16 protein-coding genes and 1 pseudogene are annotated in these 17,447 nt (G+C 63.6%); 6 read left to right on the top strand and 11 right to left on the bottom strand.

Going from position 1 to position 17,447, the window contains the following annotated elements:
* Positions 1 to 6: 6 nt before the first annotated feature.
* From VAPA_RS11235 to VAPA_RS11210, 6 genes are read right to left on the bottom strand one after another with little or no spacing between them, the layout of a single operon-like run.
* Complete coding sequence (locus tag VAPA_RS11235) at positions 7 to 780, bottom strand: 2-keto-4-pentenoate hydratase (protein ID WP_021006897.1); 774 nt, start codon at positions 778 to 780, stop codon at positions 7 to 9.
* Positions 777 to 1,571 (bottom strand): 2-keto-4-pentenoate hydratase, encoded by a 795-nt coding sequence (mhpD, locus tag VAPA_RS11230; RefSeq protein ID WP_021006896.1) that lies wholly within the window; start codon positions 1,569 to 1,571, stop codon positions 777 to 779. Before mhpD ends, VAPA_RS11235 begins: the two co-directional genes overlap by 4 nt.
* Entirely contained in the window at positions 1,568 to 3,037 is a 1,470-nt protein-coding gene (locus tag VAPA_RS11225) for a 2-hydroxymuconic semialdehyde dehydrogenase (RefSeq protein ID WP_021006895.1), read from the bottom strand. Before VAPA_RS11225 ends, mhpD begins: the two co-directional genes overlap by 4 nt.
* A 13-nt stretch (positions 3,038 to 3,050) precedes the next feature.
* Positions 3,051 to 3,731 (bottom strand): class II aldolase/adducin family protein, encoded by a 681-nt coding sequence (locus tag VAPA_RS11220; protein WP_021006894.1) that lies wholly within the window; start codon positions 3,729 to 3,731, stop codon positions 3,051 to 3,053.
* Positions 3,728 to 4,615 carry a VOC family protein gene (locus VAPA_RS11215; protein WP_021006893.1) on the bottom strand — a complete coding sequence of 296 codons (888 nt, stop codon included), beginning with the start codon at positions 4,613 to 4,615 and terminating at the stop codon, positions 3,728 to 3,730. Before VAPA_RS11215 ends, VAPA_RS11220 begins: the two co-directional genes overlap by 4 nt.
* Positions 4,616 to 4,622: 7 nt before the next feature.
* Complete coding sequence (locus tag VAPA_RS11210) at positions 4,623 to 5,594, bottom strand: Bug family tripartite tricarboxylate transporter substrate binding protein (RefSeq protein ID WP_021006892.1); 972 nt, start codon at positions 5,592 to 5,594, stop codon at positions 4,623 to 4,625.
* Positions 5,595 to 5,682: 88 nt separating this feature from the next.
* Between VAPA_RS11210 and VAPA_RS11205 the strand changes: the two genes are divergently transcribed.
* Positions 5,683 to 6,636 (top strand): LysR family transcriptional regulator, encoded by a 954-nt coding sequence (locus VAPA_RS11205; RefSeq protein WP_021006891.1) that lies wholly within the window; start codon positions 5,683 to 5,685, stop codon positions 6,634 to 6,636.
* A gap of 198 nt (positions 6,637 to 6,834) precedes the next feature.
* Here VAPA_RS11205 and VAPA_RS11200 read toward each other — a convergent pair whose 3' ends face one another.
* Together VAPA_RS11200 and VAPA_RS11195 are read right to left on the bottom strand one after the other, a co-directional pair.
* On the bottom strand, positions 6,835 to 7,812 hold the full coding sequence (locus tag VAPA_RS11200; RefSeq protein ID WP_021004309.1) for an IS5 family transposase: 978 nt from the start codon (positions 7,810 to 7,812) through the stop codon (positions 6,835 to 6,837).
* 142 nt (positions 7,813 to 7,954) lie between these two features.
* Positions 7,955 to 8,839 carry a LysR family transcriptional regulator gene (locus VAPA_RS11195; RefSeq protein WP_021006890.1) on the bottom strand — a complete coding sequence of 295 codons (885 nt, stop codon included), beginning with the start codon at positions 8,837 to 8,839 and terminating at the stop codon, positions 7,955 to 7,957.
* A gap of 114 nt (positions 8,840 to 8,953) precedes the next feature.
* Between VAPA_RS11195 and VAPA_RS11190 the strand changes: the two genes are divergently transcribed.
* The 5 genes and pseudogenes from VAPA_RS11190 to VAPA_RS11175 all read left to right on the top strand — a co-directional run bounded on the left by VAPA_RS11190 (position 8,954) and on the right by VAPA_RS11175 (position 14,632).
* The gene (locus tag VAPA_RS11190; protein ID WP_021006889.1) at positions 8,954 to 9,928 is read left to right on the top strand and encodes a Bug family tripartite tricarboxylate transporter substrate binding protein; all 975 of its coding nucleotides are present in this window, start codon (positions 8,954 to 8,956) and stop codon (positions 9,926 to 9,928) included.
* A gap of 79 nt (positions 9,929 to 10,007) precedes the next feature.
* Positions 10,008 to 11,354, top strand: coding sequence for an FAD-dependent oxidoreductase (locus VAPA_RS11185; protein ID WP_021006888.1), 1,347 nt, complete (start codon positions 10,008 to 10,010; stop codon positions 11,352 to 11,354).
* Between the two features lie 32 nt (positions 11,355 to 11,386).
* Positions 11,387 to 12,163, top strand: a pseudogene (locus VAPA_RS35140) (tannase/feruloyl esterase family alpha/beta hydrolase); the annotation flags it as partial.
* 7 nt (positions 12,164 to 12,170) lie between these two features.
* The gene (locus VAPA_RS11180) at positions 12,171 to 13,031 is read left to right on the top strand and encodes a tannase/feruloyl esterase family alpha/beta hydrolase (protein ID WP_021006886.1); all 861 of its coding nucleotides are present in this window, start codon (positions 12,171 to 12,173) and stop codon (positions 13,029 to 13,031) included.
* Between the two features lie 395 nt (positions 13,032 to 13,426).
* Positions 13,427 to 14,632 (top strand): M20 metallopeptidase family protein, encoded by a 1,206-nt coding sequence (locus VAPA_RS11175; RefSeq protein WP_230558995.1) that lies wholly within the window; start codon positions 13,427 to 13,429, stop codon positions 14,630 to 14,632.
* Positions 14,633 to 14,661: 29 nt separating this feature from the next.
* On the opposite strand, the gene VAPA_RS11170 is transcribed toward VAPA_RS11175, so the two are convergent.
* The 3 genes from VAPA_RS11170 to hpaD form a co-directional block, all read right to left on the bottom strand.
* A complete protein-coding gene (locus tag VAPA_RS11170) occupies positions 14,662 to 15,612 on the bottom strand; it encodes a Bug family tripartite tricarboxylate transporter substrate binding protein (RefSeq protein WP_230558994.1) in 951 nt (316 codons plus the stop codon).
* A gap of 88 nt (positions 15,613 to 15,700) precedes the next feature.
* Positions 15,701 to 16,501, bottom strand: a complete 801-nt coding sequence (hpaH, locus tag VAPA_RS11165) for a 2-oxo-hept-4-ene-1,7-dioate hydratase (protein WP_021006883.1) — start codon at positions 16,499 to 16,501, stop codon at positions 15,701 to 15,703.
* 74 nt (positions 16,502 to 16,575) lie between these two features.
* Positions 16,576 to 17,445, bottom strand: coding sequence for a 3,4-dihydroxyphenylacetate 2,3-dioxygenase (hpaD, locus tag VAPA_RS11160; RefSeq protein WP_021006882.1), 870 nt, complete (start codon positions 17,443 to 17,445; stop codon positions 16,576 to 16,578).
* Positions 17,446 to 17,447 lie beyond the last annotated feature (2 nt).

Genomic DNA, 17,447 nt, shown 5'->3' with positions numbered 1-17,447 from the left:
GCAACCTCAATTGGTGGTGTTGAACTCGACGCGGCCCAGCCCCTGCATTTCCAGCAGGATGTGCTGGCCAGGCTTGAGTGGCTCGGCGGCCGTAGCTCCGCCTGCCATCACGATCCAGCCAGCTTGCAAAGGCTCGCCGGCCGCGGCGCTGAGGCGGGCCGCTGCCACGAGCGATCTCAGTGGATTGCCGAGAATGCCCGCTGTACTGCCGACCTGGCGTGCGACGCCGTCGATCGACATCACCAGACCCAGGTTTGAAAAGTCCTGGCGCGGATCGCGCCAAGGTCCGATGACGTAACCGGAGGACGATGCGTTGTCTGCAACCACGTCTCCCAACGTGAACTTGAAGTTGTCGAAGCGCGAATCGATGATCTCCAGTGCCGGCGCAATGCAGGCGACCGCCTCGAGGGCTTCCGGCAGGCTCGCATTGGCCGGCAGCGGCTTGGCCAGCAGGAAAGCGAGCTCGGGCTCGACACGCGCATGCACAAAGCGGCCCAGGGACACAGGAGCCCCGTCCGCCTCGGCCATCGCGTCCGTCAAGCGCCCCCAGATCATGTCGTGCACGCCCATCTGAACCATCTTGGCGCGGCTGGTAAAGCCCATCTTCACGCCAGTTCGGCGTTCGCCTCGCTGCACGCGGCGATCGATCGACGCGGCCTGAATCGCGTAGGCCGCTTGTTCGTCGATCATTTCGGTATCCGCGAACTGCGGGATGGCCTGCGCCCGATGGGCGGCTGTGTCGACGCGCTCGGCGAGCGCGGCAATGCGTTCCTGGTTCACTTGCGTTCCTCCTCGAATACGGCTCGGACGGAGCCCAATCCCTCGATGCGCGCCTCGAACACATCGCCTGGCCGTACGGTCACCATTGGGCCCAGCGCGCCGGTCAACACGACGTCACCCGCCTTGAGGCCGCGGCCCACCGAAGCCATCTTGTTGGCGAGCCAAAGCGCAGCGTTCAGAGGGTGATTGAGGCATGCCGCGCCTGCCCCCAGAGACACCTGCTCGCCCGCGCGCTCCATCACCATGCCTGCAAGCCGCAGGTCAAGCCCTGTCAAGCTCACTGGTGTGTTGCCGAGCACGAAGGCACTGCTGGAGGCGTTGTCCGCCACCGTGTCGACAAAGCGGATGTTCCAATCCGCGATGCGACTCCCCACGATCTCGATCGCCGGCAGCACAAACGCGACAGCGCGCAACAGTTGTGCAGAGGTGATCCCGGGCTCCGGAAGGTCTTGCTCCATCACCAGCGCGACCTCCGCTTCGACCTTCGGTTGCATGAGCCGCGACCAGCGAACGGGTTCGCCGTCGCCGACGGCCATGTCGGCGAACAGCATGCCGTAATCGGGTTGGTCCACTCCCAGTTGCTGCTGCACGGATCGGGCTGTCAGGCCGATCTTGCGGCCAACCAGGCGAGCGCCTGCCGCGAGGCGCCGATCGGTGTTGAATTCCTGGACGGCATAGGCGTCCTCGCCGGTCAGGCCAGGGAACGACTCGCGAAGCGGCGCAACGGCCTCGCCCACTTCGGCCGCATTCCAGAGCATGTTGGCCGCCAGTTCGATCTCACGTTTGTTCATTGAGGCGCTCCATTGAATTTGATGCACACGTTGGAGAGCTCGGTATAGAACTCCAGGGAGTGGACGCCGCCTTCTCGCCCGATGCCCGATGCTCCCGAGCCGCCAAACGGTGTGCGCAGGTCCCGCAGGAACCAGGTATTGACCCAGGCAATGCCGACCTTGAGTGCGCCGGCGAATCGGTGCGCGCGATCGATATCGCGGGTGTATACCGATGCTGCCAGTCCGTAGGGCGTGTCATTCGCCAGGCGAAGCGCCTCCGCTTCGGTATCGAAGGGGATCACCGCACAGCAGGGCCCGAAGATCTCTTCGCGCGCGACGCGGGAATCGTGCGCAAGGCCGGTCCACACGGTGGGCTCGATCCAGGCACCCGCTTTCAATTCGCGCGACATTTCGGGCACCTCCCCGCCGCAGACAACCGTTGCACCCTCTGTCCTGGCCAGTGCGTAGTAATCCATGACCTTGCGCTGGTGCTCTGCTGAAATGAGAGGTCCGAAGTTCGCGGTGGCGTCGTCTGGGCGGCCGGGTTTCAGCCGCCGCGCTGCTTCGGCCAGCCGCTGAACCACGGCGTCGAAGATCGGACGTTGCACGTAGACACGTTCGGTGCCCAGGCAGACCTGTCCGGTGTTCTCGAAAACGGAGCGCGTCAGGCCGGCGACCACCACCTCAAGATCTGCATCCTCGAACACCACGGCGGGATTCTTGCCGCCAAGCTCCATGGAGACCGGCTTGATGCCGCCTGCCGATGCTCGGATGATGGCAGCGCCCGTCCGGGTTTCACCCGTGAAAGTGATCGCGTTCACCCCGGCATGGGTGGTGAGGAATTCACCGGCCGAGTCAGGGCCGAATCCATGGACGACGTTGTAGACCCCCTTCGGGACGCCGACCTTGTTCATCACCTCTCCGAGCAGTGCTGCAGTGGCAGGTGTTTCCTCGGACGGCTTCACAACGACCGTGTTGCCGCACGCCAGCGCGGGACCCACCTTCCAGGTCATGAGCAGCAGCGGCAGATTCCAAGGGCAGATCACGGCCACCACCCCTTTGGGACGCCTCAGCGCGTAGTTCAGCGCGGGCTTCCCGTCCGGTGCATGGCCGGTGAATGTTTCCGTCGGCACGTTCCGCACCACGTCCGCAAACACCCGAAAGTTGGCCGCGCCTCGTGGAATATCCAGGTGCGATGCCAGCGATCGCGGCTTGCCCGTGTCTGCCACCTCGGCGGCGATGAAATCTTCGGCGCGCCGATCGATCTCAGCGGCCACCGCGTACAGCAGGTCGCAGCGCTGCGCCAGCTTGAGCGCCCCCCACGGGCCGTCCAGCGCATTGCGCGCGGCGCGCACGGCAGCGTCCACGTCTTCGCGCGAAGCCTCGCTGACCTTGGCGATGAGCGAGCCGTCGGCAGGGTTGATGTCATCGAAGACGCGGCCCCCGCGCCCTTCCCGGTATTCGCCGTCAATGAAGTTGAGGATCATGAGATGGTTCCATTTATTGAATTTCAGGATCGCCGTCGCAGAGGTATTCCCACATGCGTTCGAAGATTCCCCCTGAAGCGGTGGCACGACGCTCACGCTCCCCGGCGGCCAGCACCGCGGATTCCGCCTCGAGACCGGCGGAAAGTACGGCCAGTTCCAGGCGCGCGGCGTCCTCCAGGAACCAGGTGAGTGAAACCACCTGGGGCAGCGAGTCAGCGGCAACCACCACTCCGTTTCCCCGCATCACGACGGCGTTCGAGTCGCCCATCGCATCGATCACCGCAGCAGCAAGGGCGTCATCGCGAACGAGTTGGGGGTCATCCCAGAGCGCGGCACCGGCGCCGAAGTACGCCCCCATGCCGTGCCGCGCCTTCGGAGTTCGCCGGGCGGTCCCGAGCGCCATGAGCGAGGGCGGCATCGTGCGTGCCACTGCCTGCACATGAGGGCGCCGGCGATAGAGCTGTTGGTGCAGGCGCACTTCCCCGAGAACACCCTCCGGCAGGGGGCCGTCGATCCGCACCACTTGTCCGGACTCTCCCGGCGCGATCAGGGCCATCGGCCGCGGGGCACAAACCAGGAAATGCTGTTCATCGAGCCTGACGCTGCAGTGGCCATACGCATGCGCAAGGCCACGCCGTCCCAGGGAGCGCGCCGCGATGCGAAGCTGGCGCTCGACATGCTCTGCAGCCTTCATGTCTGCGCTCCATCGCCCGGAGGCCGTCGAAACTCGGCAATGTCCGGGACGGAACCCCACATGCAGAACGACTCCGGGGCCCGCGGAAACTGGCGGGGCTGGTAGGACGCTTCCTCCTCTGCGCCAATGAGGCGCACGCCCGATGAGTACTCGAAGATCATGTCGTCCGGGCCCCTGAAGTACAGGAACATCGCGCCCGAGGTAGGGTGCCGTCCGGGTCCGAAGGCAATCGGCACGCCGGCCTTCTGCAGCATGTACCAGGACCGCATGATGTCGTCGAGGCCTTCGACCTGGTGGTTGACGTGCTGTACGCCTGCTCGCGTGGTAGGAAACAGCGCCACCTTGTGATGCACGTCATCGATGCGAAGCAGCGCTGCATCCCCGATGCGGTCGCTCACCCGCGCACCAAGCATTTGCGTCCAGAAGCGCTCGTCGCGCGCCGCATCCGTGGTGCACAGTCCCACGTGGCTGAAGCCGGTGATACCTGCGTCGCGTGATGGGAAGTACCGCCGGCCGCTGTGGTGCGGATTCACAACCAGGTCGATCTTGTTGCCCGTGGGGTCCTTGAAATGCACGAATGCTTTGACGTGACGCTGCTCGCATTCGTATGGTGTACCTGCGCGAACTTCGACACCGCTGTTGCTGAGCTCGGCTGCTGCGTGATCCAGTTCATCGGTCGTGCGAAGTTCGAAACCTACAGTGTGGTCCGATGGATCGCCTTCGAAGTACACCAGGGTGTGGTCGCGACTGTCGCTGCGAAAGTAGCTGGCGCCTGCTTCCCGGCGTACCTGTTCCAGTCCAAGCACTTCGCGAGCGAAGCGGTTTGCCTGGCCAGAGTCGCGGGTCCCCAGGCGCACATAGCGGATGTCGAGAAGGTTGATCATGGCAATTTCAGTCGAGCTTGAGATTCGCGCTGCGGATGACCTGCCCCCAAGCGGCGGTTTCCTTCCTGATCAGCTGCGAATAGGCGTCAGGCGCAAGTCTTGGGGCTTCGTAGCCGAACGTGCGGTAGCGTTCGGCCACTTCCGGCCGGTCCAGTGCATCGCGGAGGTCTGCAGCGAGTTGCTCCGCAACAGGCGTCGGCGTCGAACGTGCGGCAAAGAGGCCGGCCCAGGCACTGACGTCGAACTCGCGCAGTTTGGGAAGTTCTGCCGTGGCAGGCACGTTGGGATAGAGCGAGTCGCGCCTTGACGCCGCCAAGGCAATGAATCGCAACTTTCCGGCGCGCTCCAGCGCCCCGGCGCTCGCGATGCTGCCGAGGGCCCAGTCGACTTCTTTGGTCGCAACAGCGGCGTACAGCTGGCCAAAGTCGCGATAAGGCACATGCGTCATGCTGATCCCACGCAAGACCTGCAACTGGAGGGCCCCAATGTGTCCTGGACTCCCCATGAACCAGGAACCATAGGTCACTGCATTGGGCCTCGCCTTTGCGGCCGCGACGATGTCCTCGACACCGCGCAAGGGACTGTCTGGCGCAACGGCCACGAAGAATGGCGTTCGCAGGATCATGCCGACCGGCTGCAGATCTTTCTCGACGTCGTACGGCAGGCGTGCGAACGTGTGAGGGTGCGTTGTCGCCTGGTTGCTGTCGATGAGCAGGAGCGTATGGTGGTCCGGCGGCGCGTTTTTGAATGCGGCGATCGCGATGAAGCCGTTGCCGCCGGGGCGGTTGTCCACCACCACCGGCTGACCCCACTTGCGCGCCAGCGCTTCGCCCACAACGCGCAGCGCCGCGTCGGGGCCGCTGCCCGCCGGAAAAGGTGTAACCACACGGACGGGTCTGGTCATGAGCGGCTGGGCCCGCACCGGAAGTCCGGCGAGCGCAACCACGCCACCGATGAGAATCTCACGCCGAGCGATCATCTTGCTGTCTCCTTGAGTCCCGTCAATGAACGAACGAAATGTAGGATGCCGGCGGAAAGATGAGAAATGAATTGATCGGAACAGTGATATGCATAAAGTGAATGAACACGGCGGCGGGCAACGTCCCTTGCCGCGCAACCTCGACGTCACGCTGTTGGAACTGTTCGACTGCATCGGTCGTACGCGAAACTTGTCGGCCGCCGGGGCACAGCTGGGAATGTCTCAACCGACGGTGAGCCGTGCCTTGGGCCGCCTGCGGACGATGTACGGCGATCAACTGTTCATCCGACAGCCCCGTGGCGTCGCTCCGACGCCATTGGCCGAAGCACTCGCCGCGCCCATGGCGGCCGCGCTGGAAGCGCTGCGCGCCACGTTCAGCCGGCCGGGGTTCGACCCAACCCAGGAGGACCGGGTCTTTCGCGTCGCGATGAGCGACATTGGGGAGCGGCTGTTCCTGCCTCGCCTCATGCAACACGTCGCGCGGGAAGCGCCGCACGTCTCGATCGACGCGATCACGAGTCAGGTGCAGTTGCAGGACGGGCTGGGTTCGGGCCACATCGATCTGGCGGTCGGCTTCTTCGGGCCGCTCAGCAAGCAACTGCACCAGCGCCGCCTTTTTCGCGAGCGCTTCGTGTACGTGGCAAGGAGCAACCACCCTTCGCTCGACGGGCACCTGCCTCGGGAGCAGCTCCGCGAGATCGGCCACGTCGTAGGGGGCCCGGAAGGGATGGAGCATGCTGCAGCCGTGCAGAAAGTGCTCGCAGGCCCGAGGGTACGGGCTCGTGTGGCATTGCGTGTGCACAGCTTCCTTTGCATCGCACCCGTCGTTGCTGCAACCGACCTGATCGGCGTGATTCCAAGTAATCTGGCCACGGTAGTTGCCGGCCATATACCGCTGCAGGTTCTGGACCCTCCTGTGCAGTTTCCCGGATTCGACGTCACCATGACGTGGCACCAGCGGCACCACGGGGATGCCGCGAGCATCTGGCTGCGCAATACCTTTTTCGAGTTGTTCAAGTCCGGTGTGAACGCCCGTGATTGACGGGAGCCCGGATTGGAGCCAGTACCGCTGGCAGCCAACCCAGCGGGTCGGCCGGCAACGAGTGGGGCTTTGGCGCCCCTTAGGGAAGGTCTGAACAGGTCACCAATTGGCGTGCGATGAAGGCCAATGGTGTGCACGGAGACGAATCGCACCGCCAGATGCGCCGAATCGACGAGGTCTGCCCCTCATCCAGCGCCCTCAGGCTGTTTGCGGACACACCTGTCCCATCACCGCCATCAGTTTCTTGCGCGCCATCCACAGATTGGACAGCGCAAACAACGTGATCACATGCGCCGTGTTCTTGGCCAGCCCCTTGAACCTCACCTTCACGAGACCGAACTGGCGCTTGATCACCCGGAACGGATGCTCCACCTTTGCGCGCACTCTGGCCTTCTCATATTCGTTCTTGCGCGCTCTGGCCTTGGCACGTCCCTCGGGCATCTTCGCCATGTCGCTGGGCCGGCCCGCAATGTGCCACTGCACATCGCGCTTCACCCGCGCCTGCGCGCCCCGGTAGCCCGAGTCGGCCCACACCTGCTCTTCCTTGCCATGCAGCAAGTCATTCACCTGTTCCACGTCTGCCTCGTTGGCTGCGGTAGTCGTCACCGTGTGCACCAGTCCCGACTCGGCATCCACCGCGATGTGCGCCTTCATGCCGAAGTGCCACTGGTTGCCCTTCTTCGTCTGATGCATCTCGGGGTCTCGCTCGCCCGTGCTGTTCTTGGTGGAACTGGGCGCCGCGATGATCGTGGCGTCCACGATGGAGCCGCGCTTCAGGAGCAACCCCTTCCTGGCCAGGTGGGCGTTGACCTGCTTGAAGATGTCTTCGGCCAGATCGCTGGCTTCCAGCAGGTGACGGAAGTTCAGGATGGTCGTCTCATCGGGGATCGCCTCCAGACCGAGTCCGGCGAACGTGCGCAGCGAGGCGATCTCATACAGGGCTTCTTCCATCGCCGGGTCGCTCAGAGCGAACCAGTTCTGCATCAGGTGCACGCGCAGCATGGCTTGCAGCGGGTAGGGCCGACGGCCTCGGCCCGCCACTGGATAGTGGGGCTCGATGACCTTGAGCAGCGCTTTCCACGGCACCACCAGTTCCATCTCGGCAAGGAAGACTTCGCGCCTCGTCTTCTTCCTCTTGCCCGCTTGCTCCGCATCCGCAAAACTGATCTGACTCATTGCTCATGCTCCTTTGCAGGGGTCAATCCTTCATGCAAGAAACGTGCTCTTGTTCAGACCTTCCTTAGGTCAGACCGCCAAGAATCCCGGCCGTTAGCCGCCTGTATCGGATGCCAAGCCACGACACCCTACGAGCTTTCATTCACTCGAGAAACATCTCGGCGATCATCGAACGGAGCCAACGGTTCGCCGGGTCGAGGTGAAAACGCTCATGCCAGTGCTGCTTGATCGCAAAGACCGGCAGTTCAAAGGGTGGGGCGAGCAACTTCACCTCGGCAATGCTGACCAGCATTTGCGCGACCCGCTCCGGCACGGTCGCGACGAGGTCGGATTGCGCAAGCAGGTTTCCCAAGCCGGGCAAGGTCGGAAGCGATAGCGCAAGCCGGCGTTCGACACCGAGGCGCTTGAGCTGTTGCTGCAGCAGATCGTGTCCCGTTCCAGGCGCCGTGATTGCCACGTGCTTCTCGCGCTTGAACAGCGTCGGCGTCATGCGTTTTCCCACTTGCGGGTGGTCATTTCTCACCACGCATGAGAAGCCCTGTTCGAAGAGCTGCTGTTGATAGAAGCCGGCCTCGAGTTCCGGCATGTAGCCCACGGCGAGGTCCGCCTCTCCGTTCTCAAGCAACCGGCGCGTATCAGGCCCTATGCGCAATACCTCGACATGGACGGAAGGCGCATCCTGAGCGACACGGTGGATCAGCCGTGGCAGGAACTCGAGATGGCTGACGTCCGTCATGCATATCCTGAAATGCCGGCGAGAACTTCCGGCATCGAACACGACCTGCTGGCGGGTGGCCCCCCGAAGCAATTCCAGAGCCTGGCGCAACGGTCCCAGAAGGTCGGCGGCGTGAGGCGTTGGCACCATGCCCTCGCCGGTTCGCACGAACAGCGGATCGTTGAACTGCCGCCGCATTCGAGCGAGGGCCAAGCTCACGGACGTCTGCGGAAGGTCGAGGTTCTCAGCCGCGCGCGTGACGCTGCGCGTCTTGTAGACCTCGTCAAAAACCGCAAGAAGCCGCATGTCCATTATTTAAATTCCTGCTGACGAGTATGTGCGGTATCGCATGGACGCAATGATGGCCGAAACCTACAGTCGCCACAACTGGCCAACATTCAGAGCCAAAAGCTTCGGAGACATACCATGCGGCTTTCCCAGCCACGCAAGTGGCTCATTTCACTCTCAATGGGCTTGGCTGCGGCCTCGCTCCACGCACAGACCTACCCGCGGGGCCCGCTCCACCTCGTCGTGCCCTTCGCGGCGGGCTCGACGCCCGATCTGGTCGCCCGGCTCGTCGGCGAGAGACTCGGAACGCGGCTGGGTCAACCGGTCGTCGTGGACAACAAGCCGGGAGCGTCCGGCAACATCGGAACCAATGCGGTGGCCAAGGCAGCCCCGGATGGGCAGACGCTCGGCATCGGGATCGCGAGCACGCTGGCCGTGAACGCCCTGCTCTACAAGAAGATGCCCTACGCCCCTGGGCGCGACATTGAGCTCATCACGGTCGCCGCGTCTCAGCCCGCCGTCCTGGTTGCGTCTTCCAGGTTTGCGGCGGACAACGCCGCCGATCTGCTCACTGAGTTGAAGAAGAACCCGGCCAAGTACAGCTTCGCGTCCATCGGTGCCGGATCGGCGTCGCACCTCGCGATGCAGGCCCTCGCAGCACGCGCTTCCGCCAACCTTGTGCACGTGCCATACCCCGGCTCGGGCGCCGCGGTCACGGCAATCATCTCGGGCGAAGTCGACATGGGGGTGCTGCCGGCCGCAACGGTCATGCCTTTTGTGAAATCAGGGCGGATCAAGGCTCTGGCGATCGCTTCGTCGAAGCGATCGGCATTTCTGCCCCAATTGCCGACGCTTGCGGAGGTCGGGGCACCCGAGATCCAGGCGGATGCCTGGATCGGGATCGTCGCGCCGGCCAGAACGTCACCCGCGATCGTCAACCACTTGCACAGTGAACTCGTGCAGATCCTCGCCGAGCCATCGATCCGAGAGAAGCTCCGCGCGCAATACATGGAGCCTGTCGCGAACACCCCGGCGCAGTTTCGCAGCATGGTGAACGACGAGGTGGCGCGCTGGAAACCGGTGATCGAGAAGAACGGCATCACGCTGGACTGATCCGCAAGTCCACGATGCACGCATCGACCAGGCACCGTGTTGCGCGAGCGGCCTTCTCGCGTGTCGACGAGGACTTCAGATGAAAACCATGATCGAAGAATCAAAGAACCTTCCTGTGTTCGGCGAATACGACGTCGTCATTGCAGGCGGTGGGCCTTCCGGCATCGCCGCCGCCGTCAGTGCGGCACGTCACGGTGCGCGCACGCTCCTGGTCGAGCACTACGGCTTTCTTGGCGGAATGGGAACCGCGGGTGGCGTGACGAACTTTGCCGGCCTGTACGGACGCCACAACGGAGAGATGCAGCAGATGGTGCATGGCGTGGTGGATGACCTGCTCCCGCGCCTCGAGGCACTGGGGGGGCTGAATCAACCCCAGGACGGCATGCAGGGGCGCATCCGTGTCAGGTCCTACGATGTCTCCGCCTACAAATGCGCCGCCGACCAGATGCTCGATGCCGCTGGCGTCCAGTGTCTCTTTCACGCTTCCGCCGCAGATGTGCTGATGGAAGGCGAACGGATTGCAGCACTCGTCGTGGAAACCAAGTCGGGGCGTTTGGCGATCCGCGGTGGCGTGTTCATCGACTGCACCGGCGATGGCGACGTCGCGGCCCGCGCGGGTGTTCCGTTTGTCGTCGGCGATGGTGCCGGCAGCGGGCTTTTCCCGACGACCATGTTTCGTGTGGGTCACGTCGACCCCGAGCCCGCCCTCTCCGCGATCGGTGAGTTCAGCGCGATCAACCATTTCATGGAACGGGCTCACAAGCAGCATCCGGACCGCTATCAGTTCCCGCGCGAAGGCGCCATCCTGCGCCCGCAGATCAACCCGACCGAGTGGCGCGCCAACGTGACCCAGCTGCGAAACGCCGAAGGTGGCGCGATGAACGGCGTCGATGCCCGGCAACTCAGCGAGGGCGAGAAGGAAGGCAGGCGCCAGATCGTGAACTACTTTCACTTCTTGCGCGAGCAGGTGCCCGGCTTCGAGAAGTCGCGGATCGTGGACATCGCACCGCAGGTCGGCATCCGCGAGACCCGGCGCATTGAAGGCGTCTACGCGCTCAGTGGTGCGGACATTCTTGATTCGGCGCGGTTCGACGACAGCATCGGCATCAACACCTGGCCGATGGAACTGCATGCCGAAGGACGCATCGAGTGGCGTTTTCCGACAGACACCGAGAGGCCGTTCAACGACCTGCCCTGGCGAATGCTCGTTCCCCGCAATGTCGAGAATCTGCTGGTGGCGGGGCGCTGCGCATCGATGACGCACGAGGGTCAATCGGCAGCGCGCGTCAGTGGGGGCTGCTTCGTGATGGGGCAAGCTGCGGGCACCGCCGCCGCCCTGGCCGGGTCCGCCCCGGTGCAAGCCATCGATGTCGCACGCTTGCGGCGAAGTCTGGTGTCGGACGGCGTCCGCATCCAGATCGAGTGAGCATCCGCAGGATCAGGTTACATCGCGCTCGCATGCATGGCCAATCCAGCATGCGTGCTTTCAGCGCCAGCCCAAACACCCGCTCAGTTCGTCGCACGGAACTCACCCCAATGTACACGGTCTGGCCTGCTTTCACACCCTTCACCCTCATTGCCGTCGCTGCCGCATTGACCGCATGTTCGCAACCTCCGGTGGCCAAGGCGGGGGCGTGTGAAAGCTTGACAGCGTTCGGCAATGTCCCGAATGTCACTGTCGACAAGGCAGAGATGATGCTCCCAGGCTTCGTTCCGCCGGGCGAAAAGCGCGCTGTTACGCTGCCCTTCTGCCGGGTACAGGCCACCGCGCGGCCATCGTCGGATTCGGACATCAAATTCGAAATGTGGCTGCCTGACGCATCGAATTGGAACGGCCGTTTCCTGGCCAATGGAGGCGGCGGAAATAGCGGGGCCATCATCTACTCGCGCCTGACCGAAGGGCTCACGCGCGGCTATGCCTCACTTTCCACCGACAACGGCCATGCGTCCAAAGGCGGAAACTTGCATGAGCAGAGCTGGGCGGTCGGACACCCGCAAAAGGTGATCGACTTCGGCTATCGCGCGCAGACGGTCACCGCCGTGGCGGGCAAACAGATCACGCGTGCCTTCTATGGGTCACCCGCAAGCAAGTCGTACTGGATCGGATGCTCCCAAGGTGGTGGCAAGGGCCTGATGCAAGCGCAACGGTATCCCGAGAACTTTGACGGCATCGTGGCGGGTTCGCCGGTCTTCGACTGGACAGGGTCGATGTTCTCGCCGGCGTGGGTCACGCGTAAAGGGTATGCGCGATCCGGCGCAAGGCGTCCCGCGAGCCAAGCTGCCCATGATCCACAAGGCAGTGCTGGCCGCATGCGACGCGCAGGACGGTCTGGTCGATGGGCTGCTGCAGGAGCCTGGAAAGTGCAAATTCGACCCGGCGACGATCGCATGTTCTCTTGGAAAGAACGGCGATACGTGTCTGACGCCCGGCGAAGTGGCGGCCATGAAGCGATTCTGGGCGCCGATCACCGGCAACGACGGCCGGCCTGTCTTTCCCGGCTCGCCATACGGCGCAGAGCTCACCTCTGAATGGCTGGGTCGACCTGAGCCGGGAGAGTCGAGTTGGGCATGGTTCTGGCGCGGACCGATGTTCGAGGACACTTCTTACGACATCGCGGGAAAGCTGAACGTCGATGATCCGAGCGATTTCCAGCTGGCCAAGCAGAAGCTGGGGCCGACGTATGACGCAGTCAATCCCGACCTGAGCCAGTTTGCAGCCCGTCGCGGCAAGTTGATCCTCTGGCACGGACTCCAAGACCAACTGATCACTCCGCTGCGAACCAAGCAGTACGTGGATGAAGTGAACGAAACGATGGGCCCTCAGCGCACCTCGAGCTTCATGAGGTCCTACTTCCCGCCAGGCGTGAATCATTGCCGCGGAGGTGCGGGCCCCATTCCGGACGAGTACGACCTGCTGTCGAAGGTCGTTAACTGGGTAGAGAAAGAGCAGGCCCCCGAAGCCGTCACGGCCGCTCACCGAAACCCTGCAGGGGAAATCGACCGAACGATGCCTGTTTGTCCATACCCTCAGATCGCCCGATATGACGGCAAAGGCAGTCCCAACGTGGCAAGCAGCTTTATCTGTCGAATGCCATCCAAGTAATGCCCTCTAGATGCAGAACGCCTCCATTGCCGAACCCGTTCAAGCTGCGAACGGATGATCTGAGGGCATACGCATGCACAGCATGCCGCCGGCGGAACACGAGCACTGCGTGCAAGGCGACACGGACCCATGCCCCGGGGCAATCGCCAAATGGAATCGTGATTGTCCGGCAGTTGTAGGCAATCGCGAAAAGGGTTGGCACATTGCTTCATTCCACAGCAGAGGTCTTGCACCGCTTACGACCCACTTGGCGGTGAGGAGAAAAACCAGATATGCGTCAACAAATCATTGCACTCGCGACAGTCTGCGCCCTCGCCGCATCCAATGTGCATGCCGCGAACCTCGACCCGCTGGTGCAAACTGGGCTTCGACTGGCCGACGGCACGGAGCAGAAGGTGCTCGAATGGCGCCGGCACATTCACGCAAATCCCGAGCTGTCTTGGCAGGAAACGGAAACGGTGCGCTACATCGCACAGATTCTTGCGACGATGCCGGGCTACGAGGTTCAGACCGGCGTCGCCGGCACCGGCATCAAAGCCGTGCTGCGCGGCGGCAAGCCGGGGCCGGTGGTGGCGCTGCGGGCCGAACTCGATGCGCTTCCCGTGCAAGAGCGCAACAATCTGCCGTTCAGGTCGAACAAAAAGGCCATCTACCGCGGCCAGGAAGCCTTTGTCGGCCATGTGTGCGGCCACGACACCCACATGGCGATGCTGCTCGGTGCGGCGCGGGTGTTCTCCGAGATGCGGGCCGAACTGCCGGGGACCGTGGTGCTGATCTTCCAGCCCGCCGAGGAAGGCGGGCCCGGCAATGGCGGGGCCGTCAAGATGGTCGAGGCGGGCGTCCTGGACAACCCGAAGGTCGATCTCGTGATGGGCCAGCACATCACCGCCACCGGCCCGTCGGGAGCCGTCGCCTACCGCTCGGGCGCGGTGTTTTCCAGCGCTGACAATTTTGTGATCACTCTCGCCGGCAAGGGCGGACACGGATCGGCGCCCTGGGCATCGAACGACCCCGTCCTTGCGGCGGCCGAGATCGTGCAATCACTGCAGGGCATCATCAGCCATCGGATCAATCAACAGGACGGGATCACGGTACTGACCATCGGCATGCTGCAAAGCGGCAACCGCACCAACATCCTGCCGGAGACCGCCGAGATCGGTGGCACGGTCCGCACCTTCTCGAAGGAGAACCAGCGCATCGTGCGCGAGGAGATCACGCGCCGCGCGCAGAAGATCGCCGAGAGCCATCAACTGAAGGTGGAGGTCAAGGTGGGCTCGGGAGGGTACGACATGGTCATCAGCGACCCCGCATTGACCAAGGCCCTGGTGCCGGCCTTCGATGCGGCAGCGGCGGACCTGGGCGTGGCCATGGAAGCGCCTCCCAGCATGGCATCCGACGATTTCAGTTCGCTGACCTCGACAGGCGTGCCGAGCGTTTTCTGGCGGCTGTATGCATCGCCCTTCCCTGGCAAGCCCGGCGTACCGAATCATTCGCCCGAATTCGTGGTGGATGAAGGCGCAATGAAGGTCGGTGTCAGGGCCTTGGTGGCGACCACGATGCAGTACATGGCGGTTGCGGGCCCGCGCGGCGTCAGCCGCTGAGAGGCCTGGCGGCGAACGACGTTCAAGAGCTATTCCACCTTGGCGCCGGTCGCCTTGACGACCTTTCCCCACTGTACGGTCTCGGTCCGGATCCAGGCACTGAACTGCTCAGGCGTACTCGCGACAACGTCGAACTGCATCGCGCGGAGCTTGTCGGTCATCTCTCGTGTCCTGAGAATCTTCACGAGTTCCCGGCTGTAGCGCTCGACAGCAGCGCGCGGGGTTCCTGCCGTGGTGAGAAAACCCACCCACCCGGTCGCTTCCAATTCCTTGTAGCCGAGCTCGACAAGGGTCGGCACATCGGGGGTGTCCACAAAGCGCTTCTCGCCCGTGGTCGCCAACAGCTTCAGCTTCCCGTCCTTGACAAACTGCTGCACGTTGCCCGGGACCATGAAAGCCACATGCACGTTGCCTGCCAGCAGGTCCGTGACGGCGGGCCCGGCCCCCTTGTAGGGCACATGGGTCAGCCGGATACCGGCTGCCGACTTGAACATCTCCATCGTCAGATGGGAAGCGCTACCCATTGCCACCGACGCATAGGAGAGCTTCTCGGGCTGCGCTTTCGCCATCGCCACCAGTTCGGCCACGGAGGATACGCCGGCTGCGGGGCTGACGACGAGATACTGCGGAGATTTCACCGCGAGGGTGATGGGTACGAGGTCCCTCAACGGGTCGTACGGCATCTTCTCGAAGAGCGAGACATTGATGGCAAGCGGGCCGTTATAGCCCACGAGCAGCGTATGCCCGTCCGGCGTGGCCTTGGCGACGAAATCCGCACCGATGTTGCCACCGGCGCCGGGCTTGTTCTCGACGATGACCGGCTGCCCCAGAACCTCCTGCAGCTTGGGAGCGACCAGGCGCGCCAGAACATCGTTGGTGCTGCCCACGATGGGAACGACAATGCGAACCGGCTTCGTTGGCGCCCACTCGTCGGCCGAGAATGCGGCCGGTGCCACGCATGTGGCTGCCGCCGCGACCATGAAAGATCTTTTGGTAATCATCCGAGTCTCCGATGTGGGGCCGATCACGCCGGCCCCGTGGGTTTTCTGATTCCGAAAGCGCGTTCGCCTAGACGAATTCGAAAGAGAATCGGCCAAGCGCACCGTAGTCCGCATCGAAGACATCCCCTTTTTTTGCTACCACAGGGCGCGTGAACGATCCGGCCAACACGACCTGCCCCGCCTCGAGGAACTCGCCCCATGGCGCAAGCTTGTGCGCCAGCCAGGCAATGCCTACGGCGGGATGGCCTTGGACGCCTGCCGCCAGACCGGTCTCCTCCACAGCACCGTTCTGGCGCAGGATGGCGCCGCACCACGGCAGATCGATATCCCGCGGCCCTGCCCTGCGGCCGCCGAGGATGATCCCGGCGTTGGCAGCGTTGTCGGAGATGGTGTCGAACACCTTGCGCATGGCCTTCGTGCGGCGATCGAACTGTTCGATGCGTGAGTCGATGATCTCGATGGCGGGCGTCACGTAGTCGGTGGCATCGAGCACCTCCTCCACCGAAACTTCTTTTCCCTGCAACCTCTTCTTCAGGACAAAGGCCAGTTCCACCTCGACGCGAGGCGCGATGAAGCGATGCGTCGGGATCGCGCCGGGCTCGAAGAACATGTCGTCCAGCAGCGTGCCGTAGTCGGGCTCGTCAATCTGGCTGGACTGCTGCATGGCGCGCGAGGTCAGGCCGATCTTGTGTCCGCGGACCTTTCGGCCCTCTGCGATCTTCATGCTCACCCAGGCACGCGATACAGCGTAACCATCATCAATCGTCATTTCCGGAAAGCGCTTCGAGAAGTGCTCGACCTGCGCGCGCGACCTTTCGCTCTCGTGCAGTTCGGCGGCCAGTCGGCGGATGGTTTCAGTGTTGAACATGATTCGAAATGGTGTGGTGCTGGTCGGTGACCGACGCTGTGGCGGATGCAGCTTTCATTCGGCGTGGAGCGGAATCATCCGTTCGCCTCGAGAAGCGTCACCGGAAAGATCGCATTGATCTGCCCCGTGCCCGAGCTGCCGAAGTAGGGCGTGACCACCTCCACCGGCGCGGTGTAGCGGTCCCAGCCCAGCAGGCCCAGCAGCATCGCGGTGTCGTGCATGTCGCCTTCGCCCCAGCACTTCTCGGCGTACATCGGCAGCATGCCGACGAAGGCCTGCCAGTCGCCGGCCTTCCACAGCTCGACCACGCGGCGGTCCACCTGCTCGAGGAAGGGGTCGTACACCTTGTGCATGAACTCCGGCGCGTGGCCGTTGTCGGCAAAGTGATGCGAGAGCGAACCGCTCGCGAACACCGCCACCGTGCCCTCGTAGCGCTCCTCGATCGCGCGGCGCACCGCCAGGCCGAAGCGGCCCGACTCGGTGAGGTCGTGCCAGTCGCACCAGCCGCTGATGCTGATGACCTTGTAGTGCTGGTCGGCGTTCATGTAGCGCATCGGCACCAGCGTGCCGTACTCGAGTCCGAGCGTGGTGTCGCTGTGCGCGCGGCTCTTCACGCCCATCTCGTTGGCCATGTCGGCGATCAGGTGGCCCAGCGCCGGGTTGCCCGGGTAGGCGTAGGGCATGTTCTTGATGAAATGCGGCAGCTCGTTGCTGGTGTAGGTGCCGCCGAACTTCGGGCCGCAGTTGATGTGGTATTCGCTGTTGACCTGCCAGTGCACGTCGAACACCACGATGGTGTCCACGCCGAGCGTGCGGCAGCGCCGGTCGATCTCCTTGTGGCCGTTGATTGCGGCCTCGCGGCAGCCGAAGTTCGGTCCCGGGAATTCCGAGAGGTACATCGACGGCACGTGCGTGATCTTGGCAGCGAGTGCGAGCGTTCCCATGG

This window comes from Variovorax paradoxus B4, assembly GCF_000463015.1.
Lineage (GTDB): Bacteria > Pseudomonadota > Gammaproteobacteria > Burkholderiales > Burkholderiaceae_C > Variovorax > Variovorax paradoxus_E.
The sequence above is the reverse complement of the archived record's forward strand: the minus strand, read 5'-3'. Positions and strand labels throughout refer to the sequence as shown.

Excerpts from the sequence above, each read along its gene's own strand:
- VAPA_RS11180 (WP_021006886.1), top strand. The coding sequence starts at position 12,171 with ATGCGCGATCCGGCGCAAGGCGTCCCGCGAGCCAAGCTGCCCATGATC.
- VAPA_RS11205 (WP_021006891.1), top strand. The coding sequence starts at position 5,683 with ATGCATAAAGTGAATGAACACGGCGGCGGGCAACGTCCCTTGCCGCGC.
- VAPA_RS11210 (WP_021006892.1), bottom strand. The coding sequence starts at position 5,594 with ATGATCGCTCGGCGTGAGATTCTCATCGGTGGCGTGGTTGCGCTCGCC.
- VAPA_RS11170 (WP_230558994.1), bottom strand. The coding sequence starts at position 15,612 with ATGGTCGCGGCGGCAGCCACATGCGTGGCACCGGCCGCATTCTCGGCC.
- hpaD (WP_021006882.1), bottom strand. The coding sequence starts at position 17,445 with ATGGGAACGCTCGCACTCGCTGCCAAGATCACGCACGTGCCGTCGATG.
- VAPA_RS11215 (WP_021006893.1), bottom strand. The coding sequence starts at position 4,615 with ATGATCAACCTTCTCGACATCCGCTATGTGCGCCTGGGGACCCGCGAC.
- VAPA_RS11225 (WP_021006895.1), bottom strand. The coding sequence starts at position 3,037 with ATGATCCTCAACTTCATTGACGGCGAATACCGGGAAGGGCGCGGGGGC.
- hpaH (WP_021006883.1), bottom strand. The coding sequence starts at position 16,501 with ATGTTCAACACTGAAACCATCCGCCGACTGGCCGCCGAACTGCACGAG.
- VAPA_RS11190 (WP_021006889.1), top strand. The coding sequence starts at position 8,954 with ATGCGGCTTTCCCAGCCACGCAAGTGGCTCATTTCACTCTCAATGGGC.
- VAPA_RS11200 (WP_021004309.1), bottom strand. The coding sequence starts at position 7,812 with ATGAGTCAGATCAGTTTTGCGGATGCGGAGCAAGCGGGCAAGAGGAAG.
- VAPA_RS11185 (WP_021006888.1), top strand. The coding sequence starts at position 10,008 with ATGAAAACCATGATCGAAGAATCAAAGAACCTTCCTGTGTTCGGCGAA.
- VAPA_RS11220 (WP_021006894.1), bottom strand. The coding sequence starts at position 3,731 with ATGAAGGCTGCAGAGCATGTCGAGCGCCAGCTTCGCATCGCGGCGCGC.
- mhpD (WP_021006896.1), bottom strand. The coding sequence starts at position 1,571 with ATGAACAAACGTGAGATCGAACTGGCGGCCAACATGCTCTGGAATGCG.
- VAPA_RS11195 (WP_021006890.1), bottom strand. The coding sequence starts at position 8,839 with ATGGACATGCGGCTTCTTGCGGTTTTTGACGAGGTCTACAAGACGCGC.